Source organism: Kitasatospora sp. NPDC041988 (genome assembly GCF_055588525.1).
The window spans coordinates 199,481-212,348 of the sequence record NZ_JBVJCO010000009.1; the positions used below are offsets into that span (position 1 = coordinate 199,481).

Annotated in this window: 10 protein-coding genes; 7 read left to right on the forward strand and 3 right to left on the reverse strand. The window is 74.6% G+C overall.

Annotated elements, in window-relative coordinates; translation table 11 throughout:
• Window positions 1-141 precede the first annotated feature (141 nt).
• Window positions 142-1,416 carry a sensor histidine kinase gene (locus ACZ6NC_RS12320; protein WP_465731681.1) on the forward strand — a complete coding sequence of 425 codons (1,275 nt, stop codon included), beginning with the start codon at window positions 142-144 and terminating at the stop codon, window positions 1,414-1,416.
• Window positions 1,416-2,078 (forward strand): response regulator transcription factor, encoded by a 663-nt coding sequence (locus ACZ6NC_RS12325; protein WP_465731754.1) that lies wholly within the window; start codon window positions 1,416-1,418, stop codon window positions 2,076-2,078. The genes ACZ6NC_RS12320 and ACZ6NC_RS12325 overlap by 1 nt, the downstream gene beginning before the upstream one ends.
• Window positions 2,079-2,235: 157 nt before the next feature.
• Here ACZ6NC_RS12325 and ACZ6NC_RS12330 read toward each other — a convergent pair whose 3' ends face one another.
• From ACZ6NC_RS12330 to modA, 3 genes are read right to left on the reverse strand one after another with little or no spacing between them, the layout of a single operon-like run.
• The gene (locus ACZ6NC_RS12330) at window positions 2,236-3,303 is read right to left on the reverse strand and encodes an ABC transporter ATP-binding protein (RefSeq protein WP_465731683.1); all 1,068 of its coding nucleotides are present in this window, start codon (window positions 3,301-3,303) and stop codon (window positions 2,236-2,238) included.
• A complete protein-coding gene (locus tag ACZ6NC_RS12335) occupies window positions 3,300-4,154 on the reverse strand; it encodes an ABC transporter permease (RefSeq protein ID WP_465731685.1) in 855 nt (284 codons plus the stop codon). Before ACZ6NC_RS12335 ends, ACZ6NC_RS12330 begins: the two co-directional genes overlap by 4 nt.
• Window positions 4,151-4,999, reverse strand: coding sequence for a molybdate ABC transporter substrate-binding protein (gene modA, locus ACZ6NC_RS12340; RefSeq protein WP_465731687.1), 849 nt, complete (start codon window positions 4,997-4,999; stop codon window positions 4,151-4,153). Before modA ends, ACZ6NC_RS12335 begins: the two co-directional genes overlap by 4 nt.
• A gap of 434 nt (window positions 5,000-5,433) precedes the next feature.
• On the opposite strand from modA, the gene ACZ6NC_RS12345 reads away from it, so the two are divergent.
• From ACZ6NC_RS12345 to ACZ6NC_RS12365, 5 genes are all read left to right on the forward strand, one after another.
• A complete protein-coding gene (locus ACZ6NC_RS12345; protein WP_465731689.1) occupies window positions 5,434-6,501 on the forward strand; it encodes an RNA ligase (ATP) in 1,068 nt (355 codons plus the stop codon).
• Window positions 6,502-6,634: 133 nt separating this feature from the next.
• Complete coding sequence (locus ACZ6NC_RS12350; protein WP_465731691.1) at window positions 6,635-8,002, forward strand: cytochrome P450; 1,368 nt, start codon at window positions 6,635-6,637, stop codon at window positions 8,000-8,002.
• 360 nt (window positions 8,003-8,362) lie between these two features.
• The gene (locus tag ACZ6NC_RS12355) at window positions 8,363-9,181 is read left to right on the forward strand and encodes an MHYT domain-containing protein (protein ID WP_465731693.1); all 819 of its coding nucleotides are present in this window, start codon (window positions 8,363-8,365) and stop codon (window positions 9,179-9,181) included.
• Window positions 9,182-9,319: 138 nt separating this feature from the next.
• On the forward strand, window positions 9,320-12,427 hold the full coding sequence (locus ACZ6NC_RS12360) for a sensor histidine kinase (RefSeq protein ID WP_465731695.1): 3,108 nt from the start codon (window positions 9,320-9,322) through the stop codon (window positions 12,425-12,427).
• Window positions 12,424-12,834: a roadblock/LC7 domain-containing protein gene (locus ACZ6NC_RS12365; RefSeq protein ID WP_465731697.1), complete on the forward strand. Its 411-nt coding sequence runs from the start codon at window positions 12,424-12,426 to the stop codon at window positions 12,832-12,834. Before ACZ6NC_RS12360 ends, ACZ6NC_RS12365 begins: the two co-directional genes overlap by 4 nt.
• Window positions 12,835-12,868 lie beyond the last annotated feature (34 nt).

Sequence of the window (12,868 nt, forward strand, 5' to 3'; positions counted from 1 at the left end):
GGCCGGCCCGTGAGCCGGTCCCGATGTCGATGGCCCCATTCGACCGGAGCGGACCGACCCGGCGGATCCCGCCCGGGAGGGGACTTGCCTCCCTCTCGGGAGGGAGGGCCCTGTACTGCGCTGACCTGGCAGGATGGCGGGATGCCCCGAATATTCACGCCCCTGCTGAGCGCCGCGACCTACGCGCGGTGGCTGCACCTGGCCATCGGATGGATCTTCGCCGGGGTCGTCCTGATGATCTATCCGGGGACGTACGGCTTCAGCCTCGGCGGGATCCTGTCGCGGGCGGTCCCGGCGGACGTGACGCTGCTGGTGCTGGCCGCCCTGCTCCCGGCGATGCGCCGCGCGGAGGGTGTGCAGGCGCGGCTGCTGCTGATGCCCGAGCACGAGCAGGACATCGCCGCCGAACCCGCCCGCAGCTGGGCTGACCGTCGCCGGACGGCGGCCTGGCTGGTCGGACGGGTGGCCCTCGGCTCGCTCGTCGGGATGCTCTCCGTGGTGGTGCCGGCCGCCGCCTTCGACCTGCTGCTCCGTCCCGCGCCGCGCCTGCCGGGCGGCCTCCAACTCCCCGCCGGGGACGGGATGTCGTGGTACGCGCTGCTGGCGCCGGTGCTGCTGTTCGCCCTCGGCTGGCTGGTCGTCTGGGCCGGTCGCCTCCAACTCGCGATGGCCCGGAGGCTTCTGGGGCCGTCCCCGGCCGAGCGCCTGGCCGCCGCCGAGCTTCGGGCCGAACGCCTGCTCGAGCGCAACCTGTTGGCCCGTGAGTTGCACGACTCCATCGGCCACGCCCTGACGGTGACGGTCATTCAGGCCGGTGCGGCGCGCGAGGTGGGCGACGCGGCGTTCGTCGCCAGAGCACTCGAAGTCATCGAGGAGACCGGGCGGCAGGCGATGGAGGACCTGGAACGCACCCTCGTCCTGCTCCGGGACACCGGCGAGTCAGGCGGCCCCCATGACGTCGGCGGTACCCGCGGCATCGGCGGGGCACACGGCGCGCCCGGGGCCGACGACGCCCGCGAGCGGCCCGGCATCGAGCAGCTGCCCGCACTCCTGGACACCGCGCGCTCGGCCGGTAGCCCGGTCGAGGCGTGGATCGACGTGCCGTCCGGGAAGCTGCCCGGAGTGCTCTCCCGCGAGGGCTACCGCATCGTCCAGGAGGCCGTCACCAACGCCCTCAAGTACGCACCCGGCGAGCCGATCAGCCTCCGGGTCGCGTTGCGGGACGGCCGGTTGGAGCTGCGCTGCGCCAACGCGCTGGCCACGGCGGCGCCCGCCCGCGGCACACCGCGCCGGGGCGGCAAGGGACTTCGCGGCATCCGGGAGCGGGCCGTGCTGCTGGGCGGCGAGGCCTCGGCCGGCGCGGAGTCCGGCGAGTGGGTGCTGGCCGTGCGGGTACCCCTACGCTTGGGCGCGTGATGATCGACATTCTGCTGGCCGACGACGAGGAACTGGTCCGGGCTGGCCTGCGGGCCGTACTGGAGGCGCAGGGCGACCTGCGGGTGGTCGGCGAGGCGTCCGACGGGGCCGAGGCGGTGGCCCTGGCCCGCGAACTGCGGCCGCAGGTGGTGCTGATGGACGTCCGCATGCCGGGGGTGGACGGTCTGGCGGCCACCCGCGAGCTGGTCCGGGACGGCGCCACGCCCGGCGGGCAGGCGCCGAAGATCCTGGTCGTCACCACCTTCGAGATCGACGACTACGTCTACCAGGCGCTGCGCGCGGGCGCCGACGGCTTCCTGCTGAAGCGCTCCCGGCCGGCTGAGATCGCCCACGCGGTCCGGTTGGTCGCGGCGGGCGAGTCGCTGCTCTTCCCCGCCGCGATCCGCCGCCTCGCCGCCGGCCAGGGCAACCGGGCGGCCCGCGACGCGATGGCCCGCGCCGCCCTGACCGAGCGCGAGGCCGAGGTGCTGCGCCTGGTGGCGCGCGGCCTGACCAACGGCGAGATCGCCGATCAGCTGTTCCTCGGCGTGCAGACGGTGAAGACGCACGTCAGCAGCGTGTTGGCGAAACTCGGTGCCCGGGACCGCACCCAGGCGGTGATCGCCGCGTACGAGTCCGGCTTCGTCGAGCCGGCTGAGTAGCAGCCCTGCGGACCGGGGCCGCCCCGCAGGCCAGGGGCGCCCCTCGGAGCCGGCGCGGTAGCCCGCGGACCGGGCGCAGTGGTGCCGGGCCGGCCTTGCGAATGCGGATGCGAATGCGGGAGGACCGCAGGCATGCAGGCAGGCAGGCCCGGCAGCCTCAGGCCGGGTACGCGTGCGTCTGGGCCGCCTTGACCGTCGCCCACACGATGGTGCCGGGGGCGAGGTCGAGTTCGGCCGCGGCGGCGGGGGTGAGGTCGGCGGCCATCCGGAGGGCCCCGGCCAGGTCGGCGCGGACCTGGTCGCCGTGCCGGTCCAGGCCCGCGACCTCCACCTCCCACACGTTGCGCGCGCTGGACTGCGGCTTCTCCCGGTGAAGCGTCACGGCGGACGGCGGGAAGGCCACGAAGGCGGGACCGGTCAGCTCTTCGGTCGTGGCCAGTTCGGTGCCGTCCGCCAGCGTGACGCGGTGGCCGTCCGCGCTGCCCTGGTACAGGTTGAGGCCGACCAGGCGGGCGATGTAGTCGGTGCGCGGCCGGCGGGCGATCTCGGCGGGGCTGCCGGACTGCACCTCGCGCCCGTTCTCGATCACCACCAGCCGGTCGGCCAGCACCATCGCGTCCAGCGGGTCGTGCGTCACCAGGACCGCGACCGCCTCGAACTCTGCGAGGTGTCGGCGTAGTTGGGATCGGACGTCGAGCCGGGTGCGGGCGTCCAGGGCGGCCAGCGGCTCGTCGAGCAGCAGGAGCCGGGGCCGGACGGCCAGTGCCCGGGCGAGCGCCACCCGCTGCGCCTGGCCGCCGGAGAGGCGGCCGGGGCGGGCGGCGGCGTGCTCGGCCAGGCCCATCCGCTCCAGCCAGCCGGCCGCCTCGGCGCGGGCCTCGCGTTTGGGGCGACCCTGGCAGCGCGGGCCGAAGGCGACGTTGTCGAGCGCGCTGAGGTGCGGGAAGAGCAGGTAGTCCTGGAACACCACGCCGACCGGGCGCTCCTCGGCGGGTGTGTGCAGGCGCTCGGCCGGCTCCTCCAGGACGCGGCCGTCCAGCCGGAGGTGGCCGCCGGTGAGCGGGAGCAGCCCGGCGAGAGCGCGCAGGGCGGTGGACTTGCCGGCGCCGTTCGGGCCGAGCAGGGCGACCACCTCGCCGGGGGCGGCGGCGAGTGCGAGGTCGAGGCTGAAGGCGGCGCGGTCCACCCGCAGCCGGGCGTCGAGGGCGGGGGCGGCGGCGCTCACGGGGTGGACATCCAGCGCTCGCGCAGGCCGACCAGCACGGCGATCGACACCACCAGCAGCACCAGCGAGAGGGCGATCGCCGCCTCCGGATCGGACTCCATGGCCAGGTAGACGGCGAGTGGCATGGTCTGCGTCCGGCCGGGGAAGTTGCCGGCGAAGGTGATCGTCGCGCCGAACTCGCCGAGCGCGCGGGCCCAGGCCAGTACGGCGCCGGCGGCGATGCCGGGCGCGATCAGCGGCAGGGTCACCCGGCGGAAGGCGGTCAGCCGGGAGGCGCCCAGGGTGGCGGCCGCCTCCTCGTAGCGCGGGTCGGCGGCCCGCAGCGCGCCCTCCACGCTGATCACCAGGAACGGCATCGCCACGAACGCCTCGGCGATGATCACACCGGTGGTGGTGAACGGCAGGGTGATGCCGAAGGCGGAGTCCAGCCAGGAGCCGACGATGCCGCGCCGGCCGAGCACCAGCAGCAGTGCCACACCGCCGACCACCGGCGGCAGCACCAGTGGCAGTGTGACCAGCGCCCGGACGAGCCGCCGGCCGGGCAGTTCGGTGCGCGCCAGCAGCCAGGCCAGCGGCACCCCGAGCACCAGCGACACCCCCGTGGCCGCTGTGGCGCAGACCAGCGAGAGGCGCAGTGCTTCCCACACCTCGGTGCTGGTGAGCTGGTCGGAGAGGCTGCTCCAGGGTGCCCGGACCAGCAGTCCGACCACCGGCAGGATCAGGAACGCCAGCCCGAGCAGCGCCGGGAGCAGCAGCGCGACCGGGACGCGGTTCGCGCGCCGCCGCCGGGGCGGCAGGTCCGCCCCCGGGGCTGCCACCCCGGCGGCGGACCGGCTGGTGCGACGGCTCACGGTGCCTGGAACCCCGCCGCGGTCAGGGCCTGCTGGGCCTCGGGGGACTGGATGTAGGCGACGAAGGCGGCGGCGCCGTCCTTGTTGGGCGCCTTGGCCAGCGCGGCGATCGGGTAGTCGTTGACGGCCTTGTCGGCCTCGGGGAAGTCCACGCCGTCGATCTTCGCAGCATCGGCCTTCACATCGGTCTTGTAGACCAGCGACGCGTCGACCTCGCCGAGCTCGACCTTGGTCAGCGCGCCCTTGACGTCCTGCTCCAGGGTGACCGGGGTGAGGTCGACGTCGGCCGCCTTGAGCGCCGTCAGGGCGGCGGCGCCGCACGGCACCTCCTTCGCGCACAGCGCGACCTTGGTGCCCGGGGCGGCGAGGTCCTTGAGAGCGGCGACGTGCTTGGGGTTGCCCTTGGGGACGGCGATGGTGAGCGTGTTCTTGACGAAGGTCTTGGGTGCGCCGGTGGCGCCGCCCGCGTCGGTGACCGTCTTCATGGTGGCCGGGCTGGCGGCGGCGAAGACGTCGGCCGGGGCGCCGGAGTTGATGCTGGTGGCGAGGGCGGAGCTGCCGCCGAAGTTGAACTTGACCTTGGCGCCGGGGTTGGCGGCCTCGAACTTCTTGCCGAGGTCGGTGAAGCTCTCCTTGAGCGAGGCCGCGGCGAAGACGGTGATGTCGCCGGTGGCCTTCGGCGCGGTGGTGCTGCCGGTGGAGGCGCCCGTGGACGCGCTGCCCGTGGAGGTGCCCGAGGCCTTGGTGTCGCCGTCGCTGCCGCAGGCGGTGACCCCGAGGCTGAGAGCGAGGGCCGCGGCGGCGGCGACGGCGAGTCTGCGGGGGTGGGCGGTGCGGGTGCTCATCGGTGTTTCCCCTCCTGGGCGCGCCGGAAGGGGCGCGGGGATGCAGCCGCAGCTGCGGCCATTACGGCGATCATAGTGCCGCAAATACCAGCTGAAAATCGCCTGTCGCATTGCACAGGCAAGGGGTGTCACCGGTCGCCGCCCGGCTGTCGGAAGGCTCAAACCGCGTGGGTGCCGCTGGGCCGGCGCGCCCCGGGCGCCGCCGCGGCCATCGGAGGCAGGCCCGCCGGAAAACCCTTCGCGCACAGGTACCCCGAGAGGTCAGAGTGGTCACCGTCCGTACGCGCGCAGGTCATGGGTATGACTCGCGCGCACGGTCAGTCGGTACGGCTTGCCGCACCTGATCCGCACCGGGTGTGGCAGGTATGCACGTCGTACGGCACCTGGTACGCACCGCCGGCCGACCGGCCGAGCCAAAGGGGAGGAGCACACCCATGTCCACACTGCGCGTCACCGCCGAGCGGCTGACCATCCTGGCCCATCCCAACGCGGACGCCCTCGAACTCGCCCAGGTCGGCCTCTATCGTGCCGTGGTCGCCAAGGGTGCCTACCGCACCGGCGACCACGCCGTCTACATCCCCGAGCAGGCCGTGCTGCCCGCCGGGCTGATCGAGGAGCTGGGCCTGACCGGGCGGCTGGCCGGGAGCAAGGCCGACCGGGTCAAGGCGGTCCGGCTGCGCGGTGAGCTGTCGCAGGGCATCGTCTGCCGGCCCGGCGCGCTGGCCGGCACCGACCTGGCCGCCGCCGCCGAGAGCGGCGAGGACTTCGCCGAGGTGCTGGGCGTCACCAAGTGGCAGCCGCCGATCCCGACCTCGATGAACGGCGAGGTGGTCCGCGCGCCCGACCTGCTGCCCTGGGTGGACATCGAGAACCTCAAGCGCTTCCCCGGCATCTTCGAGCCCGGCGAGCCGGTCGTGCTGACCGAGAAGCTGCACGGCAGCTGCTGCCTGGTCACCTATCACGCCGCCACCGGCGAGGTGCAGGTCTCGTCCAAGGGCATCGGCGCCCAGGGGCTGGCCCTGGCCGAGGACGAGCGCAACCTCTACTGGCGGGCGGTTCGCGCGCACCGGATACCGGAGGTGGCCGCCCGGCTGGCGGAGCGGCTCGGGGCCGAGCGGGTCGGCGTCTTCGGCGAGGTCTTCGGCGCCGGCGTGCAGGACCTCACCTACGGCGAGTCCGGCCGCACCGAGCTGCCCGGCTACGCCGCGTTCGACGTGTCGGCCGTGGTGGAGGGGCAGCTGCGCTGGCTGCCGGCCGCCGAACTGCTGGACGGCGAGCTGCCGGTGGTGCCCGAGCTGTGGCGCGGGCCGTTCGATCCGGACACCGCGCTGGCGTTCGCCCAGGGGCGGGAGACCGTCTCCGGGCGCGAACTGCACCTGCGCGAGGGCGTCGTGATCCGCCCGGTGGCCGAGCGTTGGAGCCCGGTGGTGGGCGGGCGGGCGATCGCCAAGGTGGTCAGCGACGCCTACCTGACCCGCAAGGGCGGCACCGAGTACGAGTAGCCGGGCCACCGCCGGCGCCGCCGGCGGGTGGGCGGGGTGGTCGCGGACGGCCCGCGACCGCCCTGGACGCCCCCTTCTCCGGTGACGCCGTGTCAGTTAGGTTGGTGGGTCGCCATTGGAGGAGGCCCCCCTTATGACCCCTGTGAAAGCCGGGGTGCCCGGCCCGTCCGGACACCCGCTGATCGGCTCGATGTTCGACCTCACCCGCCGACCGCTGCGGACCTACCTGGCCGCCCGGCGCGACTACGGCGACGTGGTCCGGTTCACCGCGGGGCCGCCCGGGCTGCGGGCCGAGTTCTTCGCGGTCTTCTCCCCGGAGGGCGCCCACCAGGTACTCGGCAGCGAGGCGGCCAACTTCCGCAAGGAGAGCGCCTTCTACGACGAGCTGCGGACCAGCGTCGGCAACGGCCTGCTCACCAGCCAGGACGACGACTACCAGCGCCAACGCCGGCTGATCCAGCCGCTGTTCACCCGCCGCCGGGTCGACGGCTACGTGGACGCGATCGCCCTGGAGGCGCGGGCGCTGACCGAGCGCTGGAGGGCCGTGCCGGACGGCGTGGTGGACGCGGCGGACGAGATGTCCCGGTTCGCGCTGCGCACGGTCTCCCGGATCCTGTTCGGAGCCGACGTGGAGGCGGCGGTGGACGTCGTGCACCGCAGTTTCCCGGCGCTCGGCGAGTACCTCCTGGACCGCGGGTTCTCACCCGTCCGCACCCCGCGCAACTGGCCGACACCCGCCAACCGGCGCGGCGCCGAGGCGCAGCGGGACCTCTACGGGATCTGCGACCGGATCATCGCCGAGCGCGCCCTGCGCCCGGACGACGCCGGCGGCAAGTCCGACGACCTGCTCGCGCTGCTCACGCTCGCGCGCGGCGAGGACGGCGAACGGCTCGACCCGGACGAACTGCGCGACCAGGTGCTGATCTTCCTGCTGGCCGGGCACGAGACCACGGCCACCTCGCTCGCCTTCGCCCTGCACCTGCTGGCCGGGCACCCGGAGCAGAGGCGCCGGGCCCAGGAGGAGGCCGACGCGGTGCTCGCCGGCCGCGAGCCGACCGCCGCCGACCTGGAGGCGCTGCCGTACATCACCCGGGTGCTGAAGGAGGCGATGCGGCTCTACCCGGCGGCCTCGGTGATAGGACGGCGGGCGGTGGCCGAGACGGTGATCGGCGGGCACGTCATCCCGGCCGGCGCGCAGGTGATCCTGGCGCCGCTGGTCACCCACCGGCACCCCGACCACTGGGAGCAGCCGGAGCGCTTCGACCCGGACCGCTTCCTGCCCGAGCGGGAGAAGGAGCGCCACCGGTACGCCTGGTACCCGTTCGGCGGCGGCCCGCGCGCCTGCATCGGGCAGCACTTCTCGATGCTGGAGTCGGTGCTGGCCCTGGGGGTGCTGCTGCGCGACTTCGACTTCGAGGTGATCGACCGCCGGGTGCTGCTCGGCCAGGGCATCACGCTGCGGGTGGACAGCCCGACGCGGATCCGGCTCGCACCGCGCTGACGGAGGGGCGGGGCTGACGGGGGGCGGGGCCGGCCGCGGCGCGGGCGCGGGCCCCGCCGCACTCCCTGCGCGGGCTCGGGCGCACGGGCACAGGACCAACCCATTCGAACACAGCATCCGGACGCTGCGGGCAGCTTTTCACATCTTCGCGTAGCTCATTCCGGACCCCCGATAGCGTCCCACGCACCCCGGACCGGAAGCGCACGTGTGTCTGGCATATGACGGGTGATCGATCCTCCGGACTGGTCCTGACCGGCCCGGACCCTTCACCGTCCGCCCCCATGCGGAGTCCGCCCGGTCCAGGGAGCCCGGGCGCAGTGTGAACCGCCCCCGGGCCCGACCGGTCGACCGGAGGTCCCCATGGGCACGATGAACCACTTCAGCTTCGGCTGGCTGACGCCCGCGCTCTCGTACGTGGTGGCGTGCGCCGGCGCCGCGCTGGGCCTGCGGTGCACGCTGCGCGGCCTCGCCGCGACCGGCGCCTCGCGCCGGAACTGGCTGCTCACGGCGGCCGCCGCGATCGGGTCCGGGATCTGGACGATGCACTTCGTCGCCATGTTCGGCTTCGCGGTCGACGGGACGGAGCTGCGCTACAACGTCCCGCTGACCGTGCTCAGCCTGCTGGTCGCGATCCTGGTCACCGGCCTCGGGATGATGGCGGTCGGCTACGGACGGCACCGGGGCCCGGCGCTGCTCGCGGGCGGGCTCACCACCGGCCTCGGCGTCGCCGCGATGCACTACCTCGGCATGGCGGCCATGCGGCTGCACGGCGGCCTGCGCTACGACCCGGGCACGGTGGCGCTCTCCGTGCTGATCGCCGTCGGAGCCGCCACCGCCGCGCTCTGGGCCGCCGTCACCATCCGCAACGTGTATGCGGCGGTGGGCGCTTCGCTGGTCATGGGCCTCGCCGTGAGCTGTATGCACTACACCGGGATGGCCGCGGTCCACGTCCATCTGGAGCCGGCGCGGACCGGGCTCGGCGGGGCCGCGCCGATGGAGTTCGTCTTCCCGCTCGCGGTCGGCCTCGGCTCCTTCCTCTTCCTCACCTCGGCCTTCGTCGCCCTCTCCCCGACGGCCCAGGAGCGCGCCGCCTACCAGGAGGCGGGCGAGCTGACCATCGAGGAGTTCCCGACGACGCCCGCGCGTCCGGCGCCCGGGCAGCACCACCGCGCGGCCTGAACCGGCGTCCCCGGCAGGCGCTCCCCGCCGCCGCCCTCCCTCGGCGCCTCGCGTCGGCGTCCTCCGCCGGCGCCCTTCAGCGGCGTCCCCTTCCGAGGTCCTTCACCGAAGTTCCCCCGCCCGAAAGGCTCCTCACCCATGCGCGAAAGCCGTGGTACCGCGCCCGGTACCCGCCGGGGTGCCCACGCCGGGCCGCCCGCCCGGCCGGCTCGTGAAGCGACCCGCCGCAGCCGCCGCCCCGGCCCGCACGGGCTGCGCCCCCGGACCGTCCGCGCCCGGATCGTGGCACTGCTGATGGTCCCGGTCGTCTCCGTGCTGGCGCTCTGGGCGTTCGCCAGCGTCACCGCCGCCCAGGACGTCTGGGACCTGCTGCGGCTGCGCGAGGCCCAGCGCACCGTACTCACCCCCGTCGGCGCGACCGTCGCCGGGCTCCAAGCCGAACGCGCCGCCGCCGGGCAGGTGTTGGCCGCTCCCGGGGCCGCCCGGGAGAGCGCCCTGCGCGAGGCCGCCGCCGCCACCGACCGGGCCCTCGCCCCGCTCCTCCTTGACGCCCGACCCGGCGGCCGGAACCCGGGCGGTCAGGACGGCAACAGCCAGGGCGGCACGGGCCAGGACGGCAACAGCCAGGGCGGCACGGGCCAGGGCGGGAGCAGCCAGGGAAGTGCTGGTCAGGGCAGCAACAGTCAGGGCTACAACCGGGCCGACGCCCAGGGCCTCGGGCCGGACGCCGCAGCCCGGCTGGACGCGCTCGGCGCCGCCGTCGGCACGCTGCCCGAGCTGCGGAGCCGGGTGCTGGCCCGAGGTGTCGGCTGGCCCGAGGCCTACGCCGCGTACGGCGCCGCCGTGGACCGGGCGCTGGCCGTGGCCGGGGCGCTCACCCCGATGCAGGACCACCGGGTCGCCTCGGACGCCCGGGTGCTGCTGGAGTTCGCCCGCTCGCGTGAACTCCTCAGCCGTGAGGATGCGTTGCTGCGCGCCGCCCAGCTCTCCGGCACCCTCACCGAGGACCAATTGCGCGAGTTCTCCGGCGCCGTCTTCGCCCGCCGCCAGTTCGAGCAGGGCTCCGCTGCCGACCTGCGCCCCGAGGACCGTGCCGCTCTGCTCGCCGTCACCGGTGGCCAGGACCAGCGGGACCTCAGCTCCTACGAGGACAAGGTCCGCACCGCCGCCGACGGTCGCGCCGCGGCAGCCGCCGTCCCGCCCGAACGCTGGTCGGTGGCGGCGGGCAACGTCGCCCGCGACCTGCGCGCCGTCGAGGACACAGCCGGCCGGGCGGCATCCGACCGGGAAGACCCCTACGCGCTCGCCCTGTTCACGCCGGCCGGGGTGGCCGTGTTCCTCGGCCTGGCCGGTGTGGTGGCCTCGCTGGTGATCTCGGTGCAGATCGGGCGCGGCCTGGTCACCGAGCTGATCGGCCTTCGGAACTCGGCACTTGACCTGGCCGGACGCAAACTCCCCGCCACGATACGGCGGTTGCGCGCAGGGGAGGAGGTGGACATCGAGGCCGAGGCGCCCGTCCCGGTTCACGGCAGCGATGAGATCGGCCAGGTGCACGGCGCGCTCGGCACCGTCCAGCGGGCGGCGGTCACCGCGGCGGTAGAACGGGCCGAGGTGCTCTCCGGCGTCTCCGGGGTGTTCGTCAACCTCGCCCGACGCAGCCAGGTGCTGGTTCACCGCCAACTCACCCTGCTGGACGCCATGGAGAGGCGGACGGAGGACCCTGCCGAGCTGTCCGACCTGTTCCGGCTGGACCACCTCACCACCCGAATGCGCCGCCACGCGGAGGGCCTGATCATCCTGTCCGGCGCCGCCCCCGGCCGGGCCTGGCGCAAGCCGGTCCCGCTGCTGGACGTGGTGCGCGCCGCCGTCTCCGAGGTCGAGGAGTACGCCCGGGTCGAGGTGCACCGGCTCCCGCACGCGGCGGTCACCGGGCAGGCGGTCGCCGACCTCACCCATCTGGTCGCCGAGCTGGTCGAGAACGCGACCGGCTTCTCGCCGCCGCACACCCGGGTGCACATCCGGGGCGAACGGGTCGGCAACGGCTACGCGTTGGAGATCGAGGACCGCGGCCTCGGAATGGGATCGGACGCACTCGCCGACGCCAACCGGCGGATCGCCGCGGCCGAGCAGACCGACCTCTTCGACAGCGACCGACTCGGCCTGTTCGTGGTCAGCCGGCTGGCCCGGCGGCACGGTGTCCGGGTCTCCCTCCAGACCTCCGCGTACGGTGGGACGACTGCCGTGGTGCTGCTGCCCACCGTGCTGCTGGTCGATGACACTCCTCGGGTGCGGCATCAACTTCATGATGTGGTGCCGGAGTTGGATGTCGAGGCGGCGATCGGCGAGTTTTCGGGCCGCGCGGTCGACGGCCCTGGGTACGCCGAACCTGCCTTCCCTGAAGCCGATCTCTCCGAGCCCGAGACCATGAAGCCTGCGCTCGTGAAGCCTGCGCTCGTGGAGCCTGCGTCCGTGGAGTCCGCGCTCGCCGGGCCCGGTTTCACCCTGGCGGACGGCCTGCCGGACGCCGAGCCGCCGTCGGAGGGCGGGGCGCTGCTGCCGTTCGGCGCCCGGGGCGGCGACCCCGGGGTGCTGCGCCCCATCCCGTTCCGGGCTTCCGGGGCCCGCGCTGACGGTCCGGCGGTGGACGCGGGCCCGACGCCGGCGTCGGGCCGGACGCCGGGGGCCCCGGTCGTCCGGCCGGTCTGGGCGGCCCGTGGTCACCAGGCGGAGGCCGCGCCCGCGTCCACGCCCTCCGCAGTGCCCGTCGGCAGGTCCGGCGTGAACCCCGCCGCCGGACCTGCGCGTCCGGACGGGCCGGACGGGCCGGACGGACAATCCGGGCCGGATGAGCTGCCCCGGCGGGTCCGTCAGGCCAGCCTGGTCCCGCAGCTGCGCGAGGCCCCACCCCGGCCGGCTCCCGATCGCCGTCGCGCCGTCGCCGCGTCCACTCCCGGCCGGAACCCGGAGGCGGCCCGCTCCGCGATGTCCGCGTACCAGGCCGGCTGGGCCCGCGGCACACGCCCGCAGGACCGCGACGAACACCGCGACGAGAACGGGGGCGAGCACCGGGACCAGTACCCGGACCGCCAGTACCCGGACCGCGAGTATCCGGACCGCGAGTATCCGGACCACCGGCATCCGGCGCAGCGCCCGGCGCAACGTCGCCCGGATCGCCGTCCGGACGAGACGCCACCGCCCCCGCACCACCCCCTCCCACCGCACCACCATGAAGGAGAGCGCCAATGATCGGCACCACCCACCGCGCGGGAGAGCTCAACTGGCTGCTCGACGAACTGGTTTCGCGGGTCGTCGAGGTCCGGTTCGCCGTGATGCTCTCGGCCGACGGCCTCGCCATGGGCACCTCGGCCGGACTCGGCCGCGAGGACGGCGAGCACCTGGCTGCCGTCGCCTCCGCCTTCCACAGCCTGGCCAAGGGCGCCGGCCGGCACTTCGAGGCCGGCGAGGTCCGACAGACCATGGTCGAGCTGGAGCGCGGCTTCCTGTTCGTGGCCGCCGCGGGCGAGGGCACCTGCCTGGCGGTGTTCTCCACCGCCGAGGCCGACCTCGGCCTGATCGCGTACGAGATGGCCAGACTGGTCCGCCGGGTCGGCGAGCACCTGTTCACACCACCGCGCAGCGCGGACGGCCGGTGAGCCGGGTGCCGCATCCGGACGAACAGCCGTACCG

Excerpts from the sequence above, each read along its gene's own strand:
- ACZ6NC_RS12345 (WP_465731689.1), top strand. The coding sequence starts at position 5,434 with ATGTCCACACTGCGCGTCACCGCCGAGCGGCTGACCATCCTGGCCCAT.
- ACZ6NC_RS12355 (WP_465731693.1), top strand. The coding sequence starts at position 8,363 with ATGGGCACGATGAACCACTTCAGCTTCGGCTGGCTGACGCCCGCGCTC.
- ACZ6NC_RS12350 (WP_465731691.1), top strand. The coding sequence starts at position 6,635 with ATGACCCCTGTGAAAGCCGGGGTGCCCGGCCCGTCCGGACACCCGCTG.
- modA (WP_465731687.1), bottom strand. The coding sequence starts at position 4,999 with ATGAGCACCCGCACCGCCCACCCCCGCAGACTCGCCGTCGCCGCCGCC.
- ACZ6NC_RS12320 (WP_465731681.1), top strand. The coding sequence starts at position 142 with ATGCCCCGAATATTCACGCCCCTGCTGAGCGCCGCGACCTACGCGCGG.
- ACZ6NC_RS12325 (WP_465731754.1), top strand. The coding sequence starts at position 1,416 with ATGATCGACATTCTGCTGGCCGACGACGAGGAACTGGTCCGGGCTGGC.
- ACZ6NC_RS12365 (WP_465731697.1), top strand. The coding sequence starts at position 12,424 with ATGATCGGCACCACCCACCGCGCGGGAGAGCTCAACTGGCTGCTCGAC.
- ACZ6NC_RS12360 (WP_465731695.1), top strand. The coding sequence starts at position 9,320 with ATGCGCGAAAGCCGTGGTACCGCGCCCGGTACCCGCCGGGGTGCCCAC.